The following is an 18,603-nucleotide window of genomic DNA, read 5'->3' on the forward strand; positions in this document are numbered from 1 at the left end:
GCCCTGTTCACACGGTGTGTCCGAGTGCCGCCGGATCGTTATCCTCAATTCTCGCTCAGATGTGATGACGCTGATCGCACCGCGTCCTAGGGTCCTTCCCAACCGAGGAGGACGGAGCAAGAAGCCGATGAGCGGAGTTTCAGTGACCAAGGGCGCCGAGGACGCCGCACCCGCGGCGAACGACCTTGTCGTACTGAGCAACGTCAACAAGCACTTCGGCGCGCTGCATGTGCTCCAGGACATCGACCTGACGATCGCCCGTGGCGAGGTCGTGGTCGTCATCGGGCCCTCGGGGTCCGGGAAGTCCACGCTGTGCCGCACGATCAACCGCTTGGAGACGATCGACTCGGGCGCCATATCGATCGACGGCAAGCCGCTGCCCGAGGAGGGCAGGGAGCTGGCCAGGCTGCGCGCCGATGTCGGCATGGTCTTCCAGTCGTTCAATCTCTTCGCGCACAAGACGGTGCTCGAGAACGTGATGCTGGGCCAGATCAAGGTCCGAAAGACGGACAAGAACGCTGCCGAGGACAAGGCCCGTTCGCTGCTGGACCGGGTGGGCGTGGCGACGCAGGCCGACAAGTATCCCGCCCAGCTCTCCGGCGGGCAGCAGCAACGCGTTGCCATCGCACGGGCGTTGGCGATGGACCCGAAGGTGATCCTCTTCGACGAGCCGACCTCCGCGCTCGACCCGGAGATGATCAACGAGGTGCTGGACGTCATGCAGCAGCTCGCCCGGGACGGCATGACGATGGTCGTCGTCACCCATGAGATGGGCTTCGCGCGCTCGGCCGCGAACCGCGTCGTCTTCATGGCCGACGGAAAGATCGTCGAAGAGGCCACGCCCGACCAGTTCTTCAGCAACCCGCGCAGTGACCGGGCCAAGGACTTCCTGTCGAAGATCCTTCACCACTGATTGATCCCGCAGCGCCGGTACCCGGACCGGCCGATCACTCACATCGCGTCAACCATAGGGAATTTCACCATGCAGCTTCGTAAGGTCACCGCCGCCTCGGCCGCCGTGCTCGCCCTCGCCCTGACCGCCACCGCCTGTGGTTCCGACAAGAAGGACGGCGGCTCGGACAGTGCGGGCGGCGGCAAGAAGATCACCATCGGCATCAAGATCGACCAGCCGGGCATCGGCCTGAAGACCCCCGACGGCAAGTACACCGGTTTCGACGTCGACGTCGCCACGTACGTCGCCAAGGAGCTCGGCTACGACGCCAAGGACATCGTCTTCAAGGAGACCAAGAGCGCCGACCGCGAGACGGCGATCGAGCGCGGTGACGTGAAGTTCATCGCCGCCTCCTACTCGATCAACGACGAGCGGCTGCAGAAGGTCGACTTCGCGGGTCCGTACCTGCTGGCGCACCAGGACATCCTCGTGCGTGCCGACGACGACTCGATCAAGTCGCCGGAGGACCTGAACAAGAAGAAGCTGTGTTCGGTCGCCGGCTCGACCTCGGCGCAGAACGTCCATGACAAGCTGGCGCCGAAGGCGCAGCTCCTGGAGTACGGCGGCTACTCGGAGTGTCTGACCGGCCTGGAGAACAAGGCCGTCGACGCGCTGACCACCGACGACTCCATCCTGGCCGGCTACGCGGCGCAGAAGGAGTTCCAGGGCAAGTTCAAGCTGGCCGGCTTCAAGATGACCAACGAGAACTACGGCATCGGCCTGAAGAAGGGCGACGCCGACCTCAAGAAGAAGATCGACGACGCTCTCACCAAGATGGTCTCGGACGGTTCCTGGGACAAGGCCGTGAAGGACAACTTCGGCCCGGCGAACTACAAGAGCGAGCGCGCCCCGAAGATCGGCAACATCGTCAAGTGAAGCAGGGCTGACCGGGCGCGCCGTCCTTGAATCGGCGGCGCGCCGTGCCCTCCTACACGCGGAAGCGCGGGAGATCGTGTTCGACTTTCTTGAAGGTTACGACCTGTTGGGGGCCTTCTGGGTGACGGTGCAGCTCACCGTCTACTCCGCCCTCGGCTCCCTCATATGGGGAACGCTGCTGGCCGGCATGAAGGTCAGCCCGGTCCCCCTGATGCGCGGCTTTTCAACCGCGTATGTGAACGTGGTCCGGAACGTTCCACTGACCGTGATCATGGTGTTCTCGTCGCTGGGACTCTTCCAAACGCTGGACGTCAAGCTCGGCGCCAGTGATTTCACGGACATCAACTTCCGGCTCGCGGTGCTCGCCCTGGTCGCCTACACCGCCGCGTTCGTGTGCGAGGCCCTGCGCTCCGGCATCAACACCGTCCCGGTCGGCCAGGCGGAGGCAGCGCGTGCGCTCGGGCTGAGCTTCACACAGGGACTGCGGCTGATTGTCCTTCCCCAGGCGTTCCGTGCAGTGGTCAACCCGTTGTCCAACGTGCTGATCGCGTTGACGAAGAACACCACGGTCGCCTCCGCGATCGGGGTCGCCGAAGCCTCGTACCTGATGAAGGGCATGATCGAGGCCGAGGCCCAACTGATGCTCATCGCCGCGGTCTTCGCGTTCGGCTTCGTCGTTCTGACCCTCCCGACCGGCCTGATCCTCGGCTGGGTGAGCAAGAAGGTGGCGGTGAAGCGATGAGTTCCGTCCTCTACGACGCCCAAGGACCGCGCGCCAAGCAGCGCAACATCCTGTACACGGTGCTGTTCGTCCTGTGCGCCGCGGCAGTGGTGTGGTGGGTCTATGACGGCCTCGCTTCCAAGCACCAGCTCGACTGGATCAAGTGGAGGCCCTTCTTCACCAGCTCCCAGCCCTGGGAGACGTACATCTGGCCGGGCCTCCAGAACACGCTCAAGGCGGCGTTCTTCGCCCTGATCATCGCGCTGCCGCTCGGCGCCCTCTTCGGGATCGGCAGGCTGTCGGACCACCGGTGGGTGCGGATGCCGGCGGGCATCGTCGTGGAGCTCTTCCGCGCCATTCCCGTGCTGATCCTGATGATCACCGCGAACGCGGTGTACGCGGAGTACACCGCCATCGACACCGACGTGCGTCCGCTGTACGCCGTGGTGACCGGCCTGGTGCTGTACAACTTCTCGGTGCTCGCCGAGATCGTGCGGGCCGGAATCGAGTCCCTGCCGAAGGGCCAGGCGGAGGCGGCCAAGGCGCTCGGCATGCGCAAGGGCCAGACCATGGTGTTCGTGCTGCTGCCGCAGGCGGTGACGGCGATGCTGCCGGCGATCGTCAGCCAGCTCGTCGTCATCGTGAAGGACACCGCGCTCGGTGGCGCCATGATGACCTTCCCCGAGCTGCTGGCCTCGATCCGCCCGATGAGTGCGAACTACGGCGCGAACACGATCGCGTGCTTCACCATCGTGGCGCTCATCTTCCTCGTGGTGAACTTCGCGCTCACGTCGTTCGCGAGCTGGCTGGAGCGGTGGCTCCGGCGCAGCAGGAAGAGCAAGGGCACCGCGCCCGGGGGCACACCGGAGACCATCGGTGAGCCGGCGCTCGTCATAGATGACGGACGCGCCGTCTGACGGCTCGTCGATCTGCGTCCCCGAGGGGCGGTGGCACATCCGCCACCGCCCCTCGCCGCCTTCCGGTGTCGCTTGACGCAGGCACCGGCAGTAGGTTGCATACGTTCTGTGATCGCGCCCCCTGCCCCCGCCGCCACACTTCCTCCGCCGCCTACCCCTCCTTCGAGCCGCGCGCTCGTTACGTCCGCGTCCCCGGCGCCGTTCGCACGGATTCGAGGAGCCGCCCCGTGGACCCGGTGATCGTCGTCGGCGCCGGGCCCGTCGGCCTGACGCTGTCGCTCGCCCTCGCGGCACAGGGAGTTCCCTCCGTCCTTCTCGACGAGGACCCGGCCAAGGACGAGACGCGTCCGGCCCGCACGGTGGTGCTGCGCGAGGACACCGCGGCCCTGGTGGAGCGGCTCGGCTGCAAGGCACTCCACCAAGAGAGCATCCGGTGGTCCGGCTGGCGGTCCGTGCGGCGCAGGCAGTTGGTGCGCGAGCTGCGACTCGGCGAGGACTCCCCCGAGGGCGATCCGTTGTCGGCCCCCATCCATCTGCCGCAGCACGTCCTGACGCGCGGGCTGCGGGACGCGGTGGCCGCACAGGAGCTGGTGCGGGTTGCCCCGTACAGCCGGATCGACACGCTGGAGCAGGACGCGACCGGGGTCACGGTGCGCACCAGGGAGCCGAACGCGACCTGGTGGCGTGGGAGTTACCTGGTGGGCTGCGACGGCGCCAGGTCCACCGTGCGCAAGCTCCTCGACATCCGCTTCCCCGGTAGGACGGCGGTGGAGCGGCATGCCGTCGCGGCGCTGCGCACCGAGCTTCCCTGGCCGGGGCAGGCCGTGCTGCACCGGCTGCCGCCCTGGCGCACCGGGGGCGCCGAGGTGACCGCGCGACCGCTGCCGGACGGTGCCTGGCGGCTGGACTGGCTGCTGCCGCCGCGCGGCGAGCTCGTCACTCCGGATGCTCTGATCACCCGGATCCGGGACACCCTGGCGGGCTGGTGCGACGAGACACCGCCGTACGAACTGCTGGACACGGGCGTGTACACGTTGCACCACCGGCTCGCCCTGCGCTGGCGGGTCGAGCGGGCCTTCCTGGCCGGGGACGCCGCCCATCTGCTGGGCGCGCTGGGAACCCAGGGGCTCGACGAGGGGCTGCGGGACGCCGAGAACCTGGCCTGGAAGCTCGGCCATGCCTGGCACCACGGCGCCCCGGACGTACTGCTGGACAGCTACCAGGCGGAGCGCCGGGCGGCCGTCGCCGCGCGGCTGCGCGCCGCGGACCAGTCGCTGCCGATACTCCGCGGCGGCGGAGGCCTGCGGACCCTGGTCCCGGGGAGCGCACGGGGGCACGACTCACTGCTCACCGACGGACATCTGGGCCGGGGCCCGCTCGGTGCGCCCCCCTCGTACTCGCACTCGCCCCTTGCGCCCCCACGCGCCGAGGCGCACACATCTGTGGATACGCCCCCTGGTGCGCCGGTCGCCGATGTACGGGTGACCGCACCCGACGGCACAAGCGTGCGGCTGCGCGAGCGGCTGGGGCAGGGGCACCTGCTGGTGGTCCTGGTGGCACCCGGTACGGGCGTGTGGGACCGGCGTCACTGGATGAGCGCGGGCGTCATGCCTCGTCTGGTCGCGGCCGTCGACGCGATGCCGGTGAAGGGCGAACTGCTGGTGACCGAGAGCTACCCGGGGGCGGCGGCCCACACCGTGCTGCTGATCAGGCCGGACGGTCACCTCGTGGCGTCGTTCGCCGGGGTCCGGCCCCGGGAGCTCTTCGCGGCGGCGGACACGGTGCGCGGCGGACCGGTGCGCGGCTCCGTACGCCCGGACCAGACTGCGGGCATCAATTGACCGTCGCGGGCGCGCATGGTGTACTCCCGAACGTGACCGACACCGATGTGCGCCTGTGGCGGAGGGTCCATATGGACCTCGTCCGCTATGCGGGCTGCGTGTGTCGCCCGTCCTGCTGAATCGCCTCTCCCTGCCGGGCCGTGCGCTCCTGCGTGCGGCCGGGCATCCGCGCGAACTCCCAGGACGGTCCTTGTGTCTGCCCCTTCGTCACCCTCTGTACGCACGCCCGCACCCGCATCCGTACGCGCTCGTGGTTCCGGTCCGTCGGCCGCGGAGCTGCTCGCATTCGTCCGCCGTGTCGCCGCCGACGCCGAGATCGTCGCCTCGCTCCCGCTCGATCCCGGGGGCCGCACCTGGATCCCGCTCGAAGGGCCCGGCGGCAGCGAGGCCTGGCTGATCGGCTGGCCGCCCGGCAGCGGCACCGGCTGGCACGACCACGCCGACTCGATCGGCGCCTTCACCACCGCGGCCGGCACCCTCAAGGAGCTGTCGCTCGCCGCCCGGCTGCCCACCGACGGCTGGAAGACCCTCGAACTCACCGAAGGCATCGACCGTTCCCGGCAGTTGGCCACCGGGCAGGGCAGGGCGTTCGGCCGCCACCATGTCCACGAGGTGCTGAACGAATCCGGCACCGAGCACGCCGTCTCCGTCCATGCCTACTACCCGCCGCTGCCGCGGATCCGGCGCTACAGCCGTAACGGCGCGGTGCTCCGTCTCGAACAGGTCGAACGACCGGAGGACTGGCAGTGAGCGCCGGCCGTGGAAGTGGTCCGGGACCGGTGGGGATCGACGAACTGCTGGACCGGGTCCGGGCGGGGTTCGTCCGGGTCGGCCCTCAGGAGGCGATCGCCGCCGCCGCGGACGGTGCGCTGCTCGTGGACATACGCTATGCGGCACTGCGCGAACGGGACGGACTCATTCCGGGGGCGCTCGTCGTCGAGCGCAATGAACTGGAGTGGCGGCTCGATCCACAGGGCAGCCATCGGGCCCCGGAGGCGGTGAGCCACGATCTGCGCATCGTGGTGGTCTGCAACGAGGGCTACGCGTCGAGCCTGGCCGTGGCGTCCCTGCGTCAGCTGGGACTGCACCGGGCGACCGATCTGATCGGCGGATTCCAGGCGTGGCGCGCGGCGGGACTTCCCGTCGAGGTGTGAGGCAGGGGTCCGGGGCGAGACATCCCGCCCCGGAGTCGCCGTCTCCGGATAGGTACGCGCCCGGACCAGGACTCCTGCTCCTGATCCGGGGCGCTCGCCCGCTCCGTGGGTGGGCACACCGGCACACCCAGCCGGTCGGCAGGCCCCCCGCTCCGTACTCCCGGTGACTCCGGGCTCCATGCGGTGCAGAACCGCTCCCCGCCGCCCTTCGCACCGCTCGCCGGCCCTCGAATCCGCGGCGACACACCCGTACGCCACGCTCCGGTGGAGCAATCTCCGCAACCGACGGACATTCGGCTCAACGCCAAGGACCGACGTGACGGAGACCTCGCACCCATGCCGACGCCCGCCCTGACTCCCGACCGGCTCGACCAACGGGTCGCCCGCCTCCACGACACCGGCGCATGGCAGCAGATCGTCGCCGGATGGGATCTCACCGCCGCCGAACCCGTACGGCCCGTCCCCCCCGGCACCGCGGATCATCTGCCGGACCGTCAGCCGGCCGACTGGCGCGACCTGCTGTCCGTACCCGTCGAGCAGCTCATCGCCGAATCCGTGCGCGCTCTCCCCGCCGCCGCGCCGCGCGAGCGGCCCCTTCCCGGGCGGCTGGGCGCGATCCTCCCCGACCGGCTCCACTCCTGGCGGCGCGTCGGGCAGCCCGAAGTGCGGCCCTCCGTCCACCTCGCCCACGCACGGCGGATCCTGACCGAGTGGGGCTGGCAGAACACCCCGTACCGACTCCGCAACGCCCGCGGCGCCCGGTGCGTCTGCGGGGCCATGCTGACCGCGCACCGCCTGGGGTACGGCTCCCTCGACACCGTGGACCGGGCCGGCGCCTGGCTCGTCGCCGAGCTCCGCTCACGGGGCTGGACCGGGCTGATCGGGCTGTGGAACCGGCAGCCCGGACGTACGGCCGACGAGGCGCTCGCTCTGATCGACGCCACCATCGAACGCGCCGCCCGCGCCGGGCAGTGACCCGTCCCATGACAGACGTGAACCGCCGGATCCCGCGATCGATGAGGCCGTGCGAGGGCGGCGTCGCGGCCGGCGACCGGATGCGGCGCCCCGTCTCAGTGACGGGTGAGCAGCGCTTCGACCAGATCGCGCAGCGGCCCGGTGAGGTCCTGCTCGGTGGCCGACCCGAGCGGCTCCAGCCCCGGAGAGGCGCGCAGCACCGTGATGCCGAAGGCCACGGACAGCACGAGTTGGGCGCGCAGGAGAAGTTGGTCGTCGGCGGGGTCGTCGGGCCGCCATCCGGCCGCCGCGGCGAGTCGTTCGCTGAAGGTGCGCAACAGACCGGTGCGCATCTGCTCGGTGCGCTCGTCGCCGGAGGAGCGCAGGAGCAGGAGAAGCGCGTCCCTGGGACCGTCCATGGCGAGCACGCCCGCGGTGTGGCTGACGATGATCTCCGGGATCTGGTCGAGGTCGGCCACCGTGCGCGCCGCGTGGACGAGTTCGTCGATGACCGCCTTCAGGCAGGCTTCGAAGAGGCCTTCCTTGGACCGGAAGTAGCGGTTGATGAGCGCGACGTTGACACCGGCGTCATCGGCGATGTCGCGCACGGTGGTGGCCGCGTACCCGTCGTACGCGAAACGACGGCGGGCCGAGTCGAGCAGGAGCCCACGAGTCCTGGCACCGGCACCCCGCCGGGATGGCGGCGGGCTGTTGTCCGTCGGCGTCAGGGGCGCGGGACCCGCCTGGGAACTGCTGGCTTTCATGGCTGTCCTCTCTCTGCTCGAACGGTACCGCCCACGCCGCATGTAAACGGATGTTGACCTCGCTCCCGTGTCTGCCCTAGCGTCTATGTAAGCAGATGTTTACTTATGGCTCCGGGCGAGCGAAAGATGCCCGGCAGCCCCTCACTTTCTGGAGTCCCGAATGGACGCCCCCCAGCCCATGGCCCGCACCGGCGGTGTGGTCGCCACGCTGGCCCTCGCCGGCATCACTGCCGCGATCATGCAGACACTGGTCACACCGCTCATCGCGGAGCTGCCCCAGATCCTGCACACCACCCCGTCGAACGCGGCATGGGTGATCACCGTCACCCTGCTGGCGGGGGCGATCTGCGTACCGATCTCCGGGCGCCTCGGCGACCTGATCGGCAAGCGCCGGATGCTTCTCGCGTGCTCCGTACCGCTCGTGGCCGGCTCACTGGTCTGCGCCCTCGCCTCCTCCGTCGTCCCCATGATCATCGGGCGCGGGCTGCAAGGCATGGGCATGGGGATGGTGCCCCTGGGCATCGCCCTGCTGCGCGACGTGGTCCCGGCGGAGAAGCTCAGCTCCTCCATCGCGCTGGTGAGCGCCTCCATGGGCATTGGTGGCGGGCTCGGCCTGCCGATCGCCGCGGCGGTCGCCCAGTACGCCAACTGGCGCGTGCTCTTCTGGGGCTCCACCGTCCTGGCCGTGCTGATCGCCGGGGCGATCTGGTTCCTCATCCCCGACGTCCCGCCCGGCGCCAAGGGGCAGCGCTTCGACACCCTGGGCGCGGTCGGCCTCGGCGCGGGACTGATCTGCCTGCTGCTCGCCGTGTCGAAGGGAGCCAACTGGGGCTGGGGTTCGGCGACCACCCTCGGGCTGTTCGCCGCCGCCGTCGTGATCCTGCTGGCCTGGGGCGCCTGGGAACTGCGCACCCGGGAGCCGCTGATCGACCTGCGCACCACGGCCCGCCCCCGGGTGCTGCTCACCAATGTCGCCTCGATCTTCGTCGGCTTCGGGATGTACGCGAGCATGCTGGTCGTGCCGCAGCTGCTCCAGTTCCCGGAGGCCACCGGCTACGGCCTGGGCCAGTCGATGCTCGCCGCCGGCCTGTGGATGGCGCCCGGTGGCGTCATGATGATGATCGTCTCACCGTTCGGCGGGAAGCTCACCGACGCCCGCGGCCCGAAGTTCACCCTGATCTGCGGTGTCCTGGTGCTGGCCGTCGGGTACGGCTTGTCACTGATGCTCATGGGCTCCGCATGGGGCCTCATGCTGGCCCTCATGGTCATCAACAGCGGCGTGGGCCTCGCCTACGGTTCGATGCCCGCGCTGATCATGAGCTCGGTACCGCTCTCCGAGACCGCCGCCGCCAACGGGTTCAACACCCTCATGCGTTCGCTGGGCACCTCGGTCGGCGCCGCCGTGATGGGCGTGGTCCTCTCCCAGCTGACGGTCACCATGGGCGGACACACCTTCACCTCCGAGAACGGCTTCCGCACGGGCCTGATCATCGGCTGCGGCATCGCACTGGTCGCCGCGGCCTTCGCGAGTGTCATCCCGGCCGCCCGCGCCGTGTCGAGCACCGACGGCGGGAACCGGACCGCCGCGCCCGAGCAGGCCACCGCCGAGGTCTGACCCGGCCATCACCCCCTCAGCGGCTTCCGCCGGCCCGCACCGCAGGGCCGGCGGAAGCCGCCCGGCGCCACCCGGCACGTCGACCGGTGAACCTCCGGGCGGTGCACCGGGCACGGGAGGCAGGCTCCCGTCCGTCGGCACGGATCCACCCCGCACGGAGACACCCCTGATACATCCTTTGACATAGGTATGTCTTCAGATCAATAATGCGGACCATGTCCGATTCCCGCGCGTCCGTCCAGGATCCCGACCGTGTGGCCTCTGCGCTCGCGGCGTGCCTGCCCGCGCTGAACCGGGCTCTCGACCGACTGGTCGCCCAGGACTTCGATCGGCCCAAGCCCCCCGAGGGACAACTCGCGCTGCTGCGCTTCGTGTCGCAGCAGGAGGGCGCCACCGTGCGCGAGGCCGCCGACGCACTGCTGATGCGACCGAACAACGTCAGCGCGCTCGTCTCCCAGCTCACCGAGCAGGGACTGCTGGAGCGCCGACAGGACACCGGCGACAGGCGGATCGCCCATCTGTATCCGACCCCCAGGGCCCGGCGGGAGCTGGCCGAGGTCCGACGCCTCGAGGGTGCGCACATCGCCCACGCCCTCCGGTCCCTCACCGACGGCGAGATGGACGCTCTCGGTTCGGCCGTCGGTGCGCTGACATCGCTCACGCGCCATCTGCGCCCCGCGCCCGCCGCCGAGTAGACCCCCGCGATTCCCCTTCGGGGCCCCGACGAACCGTGCGCACGGCCTTCTCCGTGCCCGCGGGAATCTCCCGTGCCCGGCGGCGGGTCCGAATCCGACCGCACCGGCGGCCGGGGCCCGGCGCGTTCCGTTCCCGCTCCGATTCCCGTAGCACTCCCGACAGACAAGGCACCTCCATGCCGTCCACCACCGTGGATCACTCATCCCTGCCCGTGGCGTCCCCGCCGGACGCGAGCCCGCCCCGGGGCAGGCGCTCCAACCCCTGGCTCACCCTCCTCGCGGTCGCCTTCGGCCTCTTCATGGTCCAGCTCGACGCGTCCGTCGTGGCGATCGCCAACCCCGAGATCGGCCGTGCGCTCAAGGCGTCGACCGCCGACCTGCAGTGGGTGACCAACGCCTATCTGCTCGCTCTGGCCGCCTCGCTGATCCTGGGCGGCAAGCTCGGAGACCGCTTCGGACGGCGCACCTACTACCTGGTCGGCGTCGTCGGGTTCACCCTCGCGTCGGTCGCCATCGGCCTGTCGGGCTCGGTCGAGGGCGTCATCGCCTTCCGGGCGGCACAGGGCTTCTTCGGAGGCCTGCTGATGCCCAACACACTCGGCCTGCTGCGCGCGGTCTTCCCGCCACGGAGATTCGGCATGGCCGTGGGCGTCTGGGCCATGGTCTCGGCGGTCTCGACGGCGCTCGGCCCGATCGTCGGCGGCCTGCTGATCGAGCACGTCGACTGGGAGTCCGTGTTCTACGTCAACGCCCCCATCGGCGTGATCGCGCTCCTGGTCAGCGCCGCTGTGCTGCCGCAGAGCAAGAACGCGAACGGTCGCCGGCACCGCTTCGACGTCCCCGGCGTCGTGCTGCTGGCACTGGGGCTGCTGTGCGTGGTCTTCGGCGTCGTCAAGGGTGAGACCTGGGGCTGGTCCTCGGCGGGCACGCTGGGGTCCGTCGCGGCGGGCGCGCTGATCCTGGCCGCCTTCGGCTGGTACGAGAACCGGATCGAGCACCCGCTGCTGCCGATGCGGCTGTTCCGCAACCGGGCGCTGACCACCGGTACGGTCGTCACCGCGCTGAACTTCTTCGTGATGCTCGGCCTGATCTTCTTCGTGATGCTGTACCTGCAGAACGTGCGGGGCTTCACCCCCGTCGAGGCCGGCGTACGCACGCTGCCGCTCAGCCTCGCCTCCCTGGTGGCCTCCCCGCTGGGCGCGGCCCTGACCGCCCGCTTCGGGCCCCGGCTCTCCATGCCGCTGGGCATGCTGCTCCAGGCCGCCGCCGCCTTCGGCATGCTCACCTGGGACACCGGCTCCTCCTACGCCACCATGTGGCCGCCGTTCGTCGCGCTCGGCCTCGGCGTCGGCATGGTGCTGTCCGCCTCCTCCGACGCCATCGTCGGCCAGGCACCCGTCGAGGACGGTGGCGTGGCGGGCGGCATCCAGGCCACCGCTCTGCAGATCGGCGGCGCACTGGGCACGTCCGTACTGGTCTCACTGATCAGCAGCCGGGTCGGCTCGACACTGAACGGCGAGCTGACCGGGGCGGGCGTCCCGATGGATGTGGCCGCCGGGATGGCGGAGGCCAAGGACGCGGTGGCGATGGGGGTCGCGCCGGTCTCGCCCGACATGCCGGCCCAGCTCCGGGCGGCCGTCGTGGAAGGCAGTGGCCAGGCGTTCATGAACGGTGTGCACACGGCCGTCGCCGTCACCGGGGTGCTCTGCCTGCTGGGCGCCGTCATCGCGGGGGCCGGCCTCCGGCGCGCCCCGGCGGCCGCGCGGCACTGAACATCGATGGCCCGTGTCCGCCCCGGCCGGAGCGGACACGGCCCGTCTCCCACCGCCTCGCCCGCCTGGCGCTCCCCCGTGCTGAGGCCGGAAAGGTCCACCGGCTCGCGACGCCCGGCACGGCACCTCGCCGCGTCGTCGCATCACGCGAGTGCGGCGCACGAGGGCGAACCTCCGCTCGCGACGCACCGCACCGGACGCCGCGCGCTTCCCGGCAAACCCTTCCGGCCACGGCACCAGCGACGCCGACGGGCCCTGTCGTACGGAGCAGGGGCGGGCTGCGTCCCGCGAGTTGCTTCCGTCGTCGGGCCGCCTCCGCCTCCGCGTCCCCGACCCCGCAGGGTCGGCCGCCGGGACGCCCGCCCCGGGCTCAGCCGTGGATCGGAGAGGGAGCGGATGCACGACGCCGCACTCCGGAGCCGCACGACCGACCTCGATCCCCGTGACGACAGGCTCCGGTGCCTTGGGCCTGGCCCTGATCGCGCACACCACGCTCGAGGTCCCGCGCGACAGGCCCTGATCGCGTACGCCGGTCCCGGGCTCCGGTCCCGCACGACCGGCCTGCCCGGCAACGCACCTTCCACGAACCCCCGCCCGCGCCTCGTCGGCATGAAAGAACCAGACGGGCCCCGTACCCCCGTATCCCTGTCCGCCCCGTGCCCTTGGTTCCCGCGTGTTCATCGCGCGGTACGGGCCGCCGTTCAGAAGGGCTCGTCCAAGCCCTCCGTGTCCTCGCCCTCCTCCTCCAGCGCCTGCCGCACCACACGCAGGGCCATGCCTTCCCCGTATCCCTTGCGGGCGAGCATGCCCGCGAGCCGACGCAGCCGCTTGTCCCGGTCCAGGCCGCGAGTGGAGCGCAGCTTGCGCGCGACCAGCTCACGCGCCGTCTCCTCCTCCTGCTCGGAATCGAGCTGTCCGACCGCCTCGTCGATGACGGCGGAGTCCACCCCCTTGGTACGCAGTTCACGGACGAGCGCGCGGCGCGCCAGCCCTCGTCCGTGATGCCGGGACTCCACCCAGGCGTCCGCGAAAGCGGCATCGTCGATCAGCCCGACATCCTCGAAGCGCGAGAGCACTTCTTCGGCCGCCTCATCCGGGATCTCCCGCTTGCGCAGGGCGTCCGCGAGTTGCTTTCGGGTGCGTGGGGTCCCGGTGAGCAGCCGCAGACAGATGTTGCGCGCCTGCTCCACCGGGTCTCGCGGCTCCCCCTTCTCGGCCCTCGACGAGGAAGGGGAGCCGCTGCTCCTGGAGCGGGAGCGGGCACGACGCCCCGCCCCCTCACCGAATCCGGCGTCCGAGCCGGTGCCACGGCCTGGACCGGCCTCCGACTCGTACCCGCCCTCGGACTCGGCCGTGTGTCTCGTGACGGCGGATTCGGGACCGGTACCGACGCCATGGTCATGGGCGCTGACCGGCCATTCCGTACGACGCGTCACGGTCTAGCTCTTGGCCGCAGCCTTGGCCGGCTTGGTCTTGCCGGCCGGAGCGGGCACCGACTTCGCGCTGTCGGCCGGAGCCGCGGCGCCGCCCGCCGCATCCGCACCGGGTTCGCCGGCATCGGCATCCGGCCTGACACCGACCCCGAGCTTCTCAAGGATCTTCTTCTCGATCTCGTTGGCGAGATCGGGGTTGTCCTTGAGGAAGTTGCGGGCGTTCTCCTTGCCCTGTCCGAGCTGGTCGCCCTCGTACGTGTACCAGGCGCCCGCCTTGCGGACGAAGCCGTGCTCCACGCCCATGTCGATCAGACCGCCCTCGCGGCTGATGCCCTGGCCGTAGAGGATGTCGAACTCGGCCTGCTTGAAGGGCGGCGCGACCTTGTTCTTCACGACCTTGACACGGGTGCGGTTGCCGACGGCGTCGGTGCCGTCCTTCAGCGTCTCGATCCGTCGGATGTCGAGGCGCACCGAGGCGTAGAACTTGAGCGCCCGGCCACCGGTCGTGGTCTCGGGCGAGCCGAACATCACACCGATCTTCTCGCGGAGCTGGTTGATGAAGATCGCGGTGGTCTTGGACTGGTTGAGCGCGCTGGTGATCTTGCGGAGTGCCTGGCTCATCAGGCGGGCCTGCAGACCCACGTGCGAGTCGCCCATCTCGCCCTCGATCTCGGCACGCGGCACGAGCGCCGCGACGGAGTCGATGACGATCAGATCGAGGGCGCCGGAACGAACCAGCATGTCCACGATCTCGAGAGCCTGCTCACCGTTGTCCGGCTGGGACAGGATGAGGCTGTCGATGTCGACGCCGAGCTTCTTCGCGTACTCGGGGTCGAGGGCGTGCTCCGCGTCGATGAAGGCCACCGAGCCGCCGAGCTTCTGCGCGTTCGCCACCGCGTGCAGCGTCAGCGTCGTCTTACCGGAGGACTCCGGTCCGTACACCTCCACCACACGGCCGCGCGGCAGTCCGCCGACGCCGAGGGCCACATCGAGGGCGGTCGACCCGGTGGGGATCACCTCGATCGGCTCGTTCGGCCGCTCACCGAGGCGCATCACCGCGCCCTTGCCGAATTGCCGTTCAATCTGTGCGAGTGCGGCGTCCAGCGCCTTCTCGCGGTCGGTTCCTGCCATGGGTTCCACCCGATTTGCTTGAGTCGATCGCTTCACGTCAAAGACGCTAACCCCTGCCACTGACAATGGGCCTCGACGTCCTCCCGGCCTGTGGACAACTCCACGGTCGGGCCCGGGAAAACCCGGCCGGAATCCCATAAGAATGGATGTTCGATTTTAGTGTCAAGCGCATCGCGCCGGACCGAACCGCCCCTCACGTACCCCTGCCCTGTGCCACCGAACCTCGGTCCTCGCCGTCGAAGGCTGATCATCGTGAGTTCGTGCCATCGAAAGTTCAGCGGCATGGAGTGCTGGGCGTCACCGACGGCGGGTCACCGCCCGGCTACCGTTGCTCCGCATGACCCGTACCGAGATCGAGATCACCGCGGAGTTGGTCCGGGACCTGCTGCGCGACCAGCACCCCGACCTGGCCGATCACCCCGTGAAGCTCGGCGCGCGTGGTTGGGACAACCAGCTGTGGCGGCTCGGCGACGACCTCGCCGTCCGGTTGCCCTGGGCGACGCAGTCCGCGGACGCGCTCCTGCGCAAGGAGTATGCCTGGCTGCCCGCCCTCGCCCCTCGGCTTCCTCTGCCGGTCCCCGTCCCGCAGCGCCTCGGCGAGCCGTCCGAGCGGTTTCCGCGACCATGGATCGTCACCACGTGGGTGCCGGGCGAGCCCGCCGATCGCGCCCCCGCCACGCGTGCTGCGGAGGCGGCCGACACCCTGGCCGCTTTCCTCGGTGCTCTTCACCGGCCTGCCCCCGACGGGGTGCCGACCGGCCGCGGCCGTGGGGGTCCGCTGGCCGACTGCGCCGAGCCGTTCGCCCAGCAGTTGGCCTCAGCCACCGAGCTGGGGCTGATCCCCGACCCTGACGCCGTCCGCGCCATCTGGGAGGACGCCGCCACCGCGCCCACCTGGGCGGGGCCCGCGCTGTGGCTCCACGGCGACCTGCATCCGGCCAACATCCTCACCGCGGACGGCACCTTCTGCGGCGTGATCGACTTCGGCGACCTCTGCGCGGGCGATCCGGCCTGTGACCTCGCCGCCGCCTGGACGCTGCTGCCGGACGGCGCCGCCGACCGCTTCTACGAGGCCTACCGGCCGACCCCGGACCCCGCGACCCTGCGCCGCGCCCGCGGCTGGGCGGTGCTGCGCGCCCTCGTCGGCATCCTCGTCGGAGATGCCGGCATCCATGGCCGCCCCGGCGGCAAGCCCACCTGGGGCCCACCCGCACACACCGCGCTGAGACGCCTCGTCGCAACGGCCGAACGCTGATCGGTCGACGCCACGCTCCCGCCTCGAACACCGACCGGGGCCGACCTCGGTGAGATCGAGCGCCGGAGCCCCTCCCTCGGCCACGCACTCGCCCACGACGCGAGCCAGGGCCTCTCGTCCGGATCCGGCCCGATCCGAACGAGAGGCCCTGCACGTGGCCGCCCACCGGGCGGTCGTCATCGGCCGGCACGTCCTCGACCTCCGGTGACAAACGCTCAAGGCTCGCGGTACGTTCGCCCGCATGGCCGACGACTGCTTCGGGCATCCACGGCTCGCGGCGATCTACGATCCGCTCGACCCCGACCGCAGCGACCTCGATGCCTACCTCCGGACGACGGAGGAGTTCGGGGCGCGCCGCGTGCTGGACATCGGCTGCGGAACGGGGGTGTTCGCACTTCTTCTGGCCGACCGCGGGATCGAGGTCGTCGGCATCGATCCCGCCCTGGCGTCCATCGATGTCGCTCGGGCCAAATCGGGCAGTGAGCGAGTGCGCTGGATCTGTGGTGATGCGACAGACCTCCCGCCGCTGCAGGTCGACCTCGCGACGATGACGGCGAACGTCGCCCAGGCGATCGTTGATCCGCGGGCGTGGCAGAACACGCTGCGGGGAGCCTGCGAAGCGCTGCGGCCCGGCGGGCATCTGGTCTTCGAGACCCGTGATCCGGCCAGACGCGCCTGGGAGGAGTGGACCCGCGAGTTCTCGTACCGCGTGACGGAGATCCCGGGCGTCGGCTCCGTCGAGAGCTGGGTCCAGCTGATCGAGGTGAGCCTGCCTCTGGTGACGTTCCGCTGGACCTACGGGTTCGCTGCGGACGGTCACGTACTGACGTCGGATTCGACGTTGCGTTTCCGGGATCGGGAAGAGATCGAGGGAGACCTGGTCGCGCACGGCTTTGTGGTGGAGGACGTTCGCGATGCGCCTGACCGGCCAGGACGAGAGTTCGTCTTCCTGGCACGACGTCCGTGATCTTCGGTGATCCGCACCACTCGGACATCGACGGCACACGCTCGGGGTTCGACGGTCACCGGGCGCGGACCGACGTGACGCGAGCACGACCCGCCCCACTGCGCCGGCTCCGGGAGCCCGGCGTTCCTCGGCCGGGCGGTGACCGCGCCGCACCGGGCACCCGGTGGTCGCACCGGAGCATGCGCGTCACCGTCCGGCGGGCAGTCCGGCGGGCCGTTCGGCGAAGCTTCACGGCTTCGCCGGACTCGACCGCGGTCGGTCCGACGCCCGGAGACCCGATGCCCGACGAGATGTCACCGAGGCCCGGTTTCTCGTCGTGCCGGCCGGCACGAAGAGAAACCGCTGACGCGGCCCCGCCCACCGAGGCGGTCAGGCACGCTCCGGTTCCTCCGCCGTCCCTGCTCCGCCCGGTCCGCCCCGGGCCTCGTCGCTCTCGGCGGCCCCCAGGGAGCGGCGCAGCCGTGCGAGCACCGTCCCGCCACGTTGCTGCTGCTGGTGGCGCCCGTGCACCCGCGGGTCGTCCGTCACGTCGTACCGCTTCACGTAGGCACCGAGGAACGCCTGGAGCGTGGCGACGGCCGGGATCGCGATCAGCGCGCCCACAGCGCCCATCAACGCCGTGCCCGCGATGACGGATCCGAAGGCGACCGCCGGATGGATGTCGACGGTCTTGGCGGTGAGCTTGGGCTGCAGCGCGTAGTTCTCGAACTGCTGGTAGACCACGACGAAGCCGAGCACCCACACGGCGTACCAGGGGTCGACGGTGAACGCGATCAGCATCGGCAGGGCGCCTGCGAGATACGTACCGATCGTGGGGATGAACTGGGAGACCAGTCCGACCCAGATGGCGAGCGCGGGCGCGTACGGAACGCCGAGGACCACCAGCAGGATGTAGTGCGCGATCCCGGAGATGAGTGCCATCAGGCTGCGCGAGTAGAGATATCCACCGGTCTTGTCGACCGCGATCTCCCAGGCCCGCAGGACCTCGGCCTGCCGGGCGGGCGGCAGTACGGAGCACAGGGCGCGCCGCAGCCTGGGGCCGTCGGCGGCGAAGTAGAACGAGAACAGGAAGATCGTCAGAAGACGGAACAACCCTCCGAGCACGGTGGTGGAGATGTCGAGCACCCCGGTCGCGCTGTTCTGGACGTACTTCTGCAGCCAGTCCGAGTGCAGCAGGCTGTCCTGGACCTCGACCCGGGAGAGCTCGGTGTGGAAGTTCTGGTTGACCCAGTTGATCACCGAGTCCAGATACTTCGGGAACTCCTCGACCATGTCGACTATCTGGCCCGCGAGCATGGAACCGAGCAGTACGACAAAACCGACGCCGGCTGTCAGTACGGCAAGAAAGACCAGGAAAGTGGCCATGCCGCGCCGCATGCCGCGTGCCGCCATCCGGCTCACCGCGGGCTCGATGGCGAGCGCCAGGAAGAATGCGATCAGCACGTTGATCAGCAGCCCGATGAGCTGGTCGAACGCCCAGCTGCCGAGCTGGAAACAGGCATAGAGCGTCAGGGCGAGCACCATGGCACGCGGCAGCCATGCGGGCATACGGGTCG

At 70.2% G+C, this 18,603-nt stretch carries 18 protein-coding genes; 14 read left to right on the plus strand and 4 right to left on the minus strand.

Annotation, left to right across the window (positions count from 1 at the left end):
* Nucleotides 1-127 precede the first annotated feature (127 nt).
* The 9 genes from ACIRP2_RS16455 (at nucleotide 128) to ACIRP2_RS16495 (ending at nucleotide 7,436) form a co-directional block, all read left to right on the plus strand.
* Nucleotides 128-913: an amino acid ABC transporter ATP-binding protein gene (locus tag ACIRP2_RS16455; protein WP_404250745.1), complete on the plus strand. Its 786-nt coding sequence runs from the start codon at nucleotides 128-130 to the stop codon at nucleotides 911-913.
* Between the two features lie 69 nt (nucleotides 914-982).
* On the plus strand, nucleotides 983-1,828 hold the full coding sequence (locus ACIRP2_RS16460) for a glutamate ABC transporter substrate-binding protein (protein ID WP_404250747.1): 846 nt from the start codon (nucleotides 983-985) through the stop codon (nucleotides 1,826-1,828).
* A 76-nt stretch (nucleotides 1,829-1,904) separates the two neighbouring features.
* Nucleotides 1,905-2,570, plus strand: coding sequence for an amino acid ABC transporter permease (locus ACIRP2_RS16465; RefSeq protein ID WP_404250749.1), 666 nt, complete (start codon nucleotides 1,905-1,907; stop codon nucleotides 2,568-2,570).
* Nucleotides 2,567-3,466, plus strand: coding sequence for an amino acid ABC transporter permease (locus tag ACIRP2_RS16470; protein WP_404250751.1), 900 nt, complete (start codon nucleotides 2,567-2,569; stop codon nucleotides 3,464-3,466). Before ACIRP2_RS16465 ends, ACIRP2_RS16470 begins: the two co-directional genes overlap by 4 nt.
* A 227-nt stretch (nucleotides 3,467-3,693) precedes the next feature.
* Nucleotides 3,694-5,307: an FAD-dependent monooxygenase gene (locus ACIRP2_RS16475; protein WP_404250753.1), complete on the plus strand. Its 1,614-nt coding sequence runs from the start codon at nucleotides 3,694-3,696 to the stop codon at nucleotides 5,305-5,307.
* A 47-nt stretch (nucleotides 5,308-5,354) separates the two neighbouring features.
* The gene (locus ACIRP2_RS16480) at nucleotides 5,355-5,426 is read left to right on the plus strand and encodes a putative leader peptide (protein ID WP_309544753.1); all 72 of its coding nucleotides are present in this window, start codon (nucleotides 5,355-5,357) and stop codon (nucleotides 5,424-5,426) included.
* A 73-nt stretch (nucleotides 5,427-5,499) separates the two neighbouring features.
* Nucleotides 5,500-6,057: a cysteine dioxygenase gene (locus ACIRP2_RS16485; RefSeq protein ID WP_404250755.1), complete on the plus strand. Its 558-nt coding sequence runs from the start codon at nucleotides 5,500-5,502 to the stop codon at nucleotides 6,055-6,057.
* On the plus strand, nucleotides 6,054-6,461 hold the full coding sequence (locus tag ACIRP2_RS16490) for a rhodanese-like domain-containing protein (protein ID WP_404250757.1): 408 nt from the start codon (nucleotides 6,054-6,056) through the stop codon (nucleotides 6,459-6,461). Before ACIRP2_RS16485 ends, ACIRP2_RS16490 begins: the two co-directional genes overlap by 4 nt.
* Nucleotides 6,462-6,797: 336 nt before the next feature.
* Complete coding sequence (locus ACIRP2_RS16495) at nucleotides 6,798-7,436, plus strand: hypothetical protein (RefSeq protein WP_404250759.1); 639 nt, start codon at nucleotides 6,798-6,800, stop codon at nucleotides 7,434-7,436.
* A 95-nt stretch (nucleotides 7,437-7,531) separates the two neighbouring features.
* Here the strand turns inward: ACIRP2_RS16495 and ACIRP2_RS16500 are convergent, their stop codons facing one another.
* Nucleotides 7,532-8,179: a TetR/AcrR family transcriptional regulator gene (locus ACIRP2_RS16500; RefSeq protein WP_404250761.1), complete on the minus strand. Its 648-nt coding sequence runs from the start codon at nucleotides 8,177-8,179 to the stop codon at nucleotides 7,532-7,534.
* Between the two features lie 160 nt (nucleotides 8,180-8,339).
* On the opposite strand from ACIRP2_RS16500, the gene ACIRP2_RS16505 reads away from it, so the two are divergent.
* The 3 genes from ACIRP2_RS16505 to ACIRP2_RS16515 all read left to right on the plus strand — a co-directional run bounded on the left by ACIRP2_RS16505 (nucleotide 8,340) and on the right by ACIRP2_RS16515 (nucleotide 12,261).
* A complete protein-coding gene (locus ACIRP2_RS16505; protein WP_404250763.1) occupies nucleotides 8,340-9,794 on the plus strand; it encodes an MFS transporter in 1,455 nt (484 codons plus the stop codon).
* A gap of 215 nt (nucleotides 9,795-10,009) precedes the next feature.
* On the plus strand, nucleotides 10,010-10,489 hold the full coding sequence (locus ACIRP2_RS16510; protein ID WP_404250765.1) for a MarR family winged helix-turn-helix transcriptional regulator: 480 nt from the start codon (nucleotides 10,010-10,012) through the stop codon (nucleotides 10,487-10,489).
* Nucleotides 10,490-10,665: 176 nt separating this feature from the next.
* Nucleotides 10,666-12,261: an MFS transporter gene (locus tag ACIRP2_RS16515; protein WP_404250767.1), complete on the plus strand. Its 1,596-nt coding sequence runs from the start codon at nucleotides 10,666-10,668 to the stop codon at nucleotides 12,259-12,261.
* Nucleotides 12,262-12,962: 701 nt separating this feature from the next.
* On the opposite strand, the gene recX is transcribed toward ACIRP2_RS16515, so the two are convergent.
* Together recX and recA are read right to left on the minus strand one after the other, a co-directional pair.
* On the minus strand, nucleotides 12,963-13,697 hold the full coding sequence (recX, locus tag ACIRP2_RS16520) for a recombination regulator RecX (protein ID WP_404250769.1): 735 nt from the start codon (nucleotides 13,695-13,697) through the stop codon (nucleotides 12,963-12,965).
* A gap of 3 nt (nucleotides 13,698-13,700) precedes the next feature.
* Nucleotides 13,701-14,825, minus strand: coding sequence for a recombinase RecA (recA, locus tag ACIRP2_RS16525; protein ID WP_351082712.1), 1,125 nt, complete (start codon nucleotides 14,823-14,825; stop codon nucleotides 13,701-13,703).
* Nucleotides 14,826-15,162: 337 nt separating this feature from the next.
* Between recA and ACIRP2_RS16530 the strand changes: the two genes are divergently transcribed.
* Complete coding sequence (locus ACIRP2_RS16530) at nucleotides 15,163-16,080, plus strand: aminoglycoside phosphotransferase family protein (RefSeq protein ID WP_404250771.1); 918 nt, start codon at nucleotides 15,163-15,165, stop codon at nucleotides 16,078-16,080.
* Nucleotides 16,081-16,321: 241 nt separating this feature from the next.
* Nucleotides 16,322-17,047, plus strand: a complete 726-nt coding sequence (locus tag ACIRP2_RS16535) for a class I SAM-dependent methyltransferase (protein ID WP_404250773.1) — start codon at nucleotides 16,322-16,324, stop codon at nucleotides 17,045-17,047.
* A 369-nt stretch (nucleotides 17,048-17,416) separates the two neighbouring features.
* Here the strand turns inward: ACIRP2_RS16535 and ACIRP2_RS16540 are convergent, their stop codons facing one another.
* Complete coding sequence (locus ACIRP2_RS16540; protein WP_404250860.1) at nucleotides 17,417-18,595, minus strand: AI-2E family transporter; 1,179 nt, start codon at nucleotides 18,593-18,595, stop codon at nucleotides 17,417-17,419.
* Nucleotides 18,596-18,603 lie beyond the last annotated feature (8 nt).

Source organism: Streptomyces sp. NPDC101194, assembly GCF_044767885.1.
In the GTDB taxonomy this organism is placed as follows: domain Bacteria; phylum Actinomycetota; class Actinomycetes; order Streptomycetales; family Streptomycetaceae; genus Streptomyces.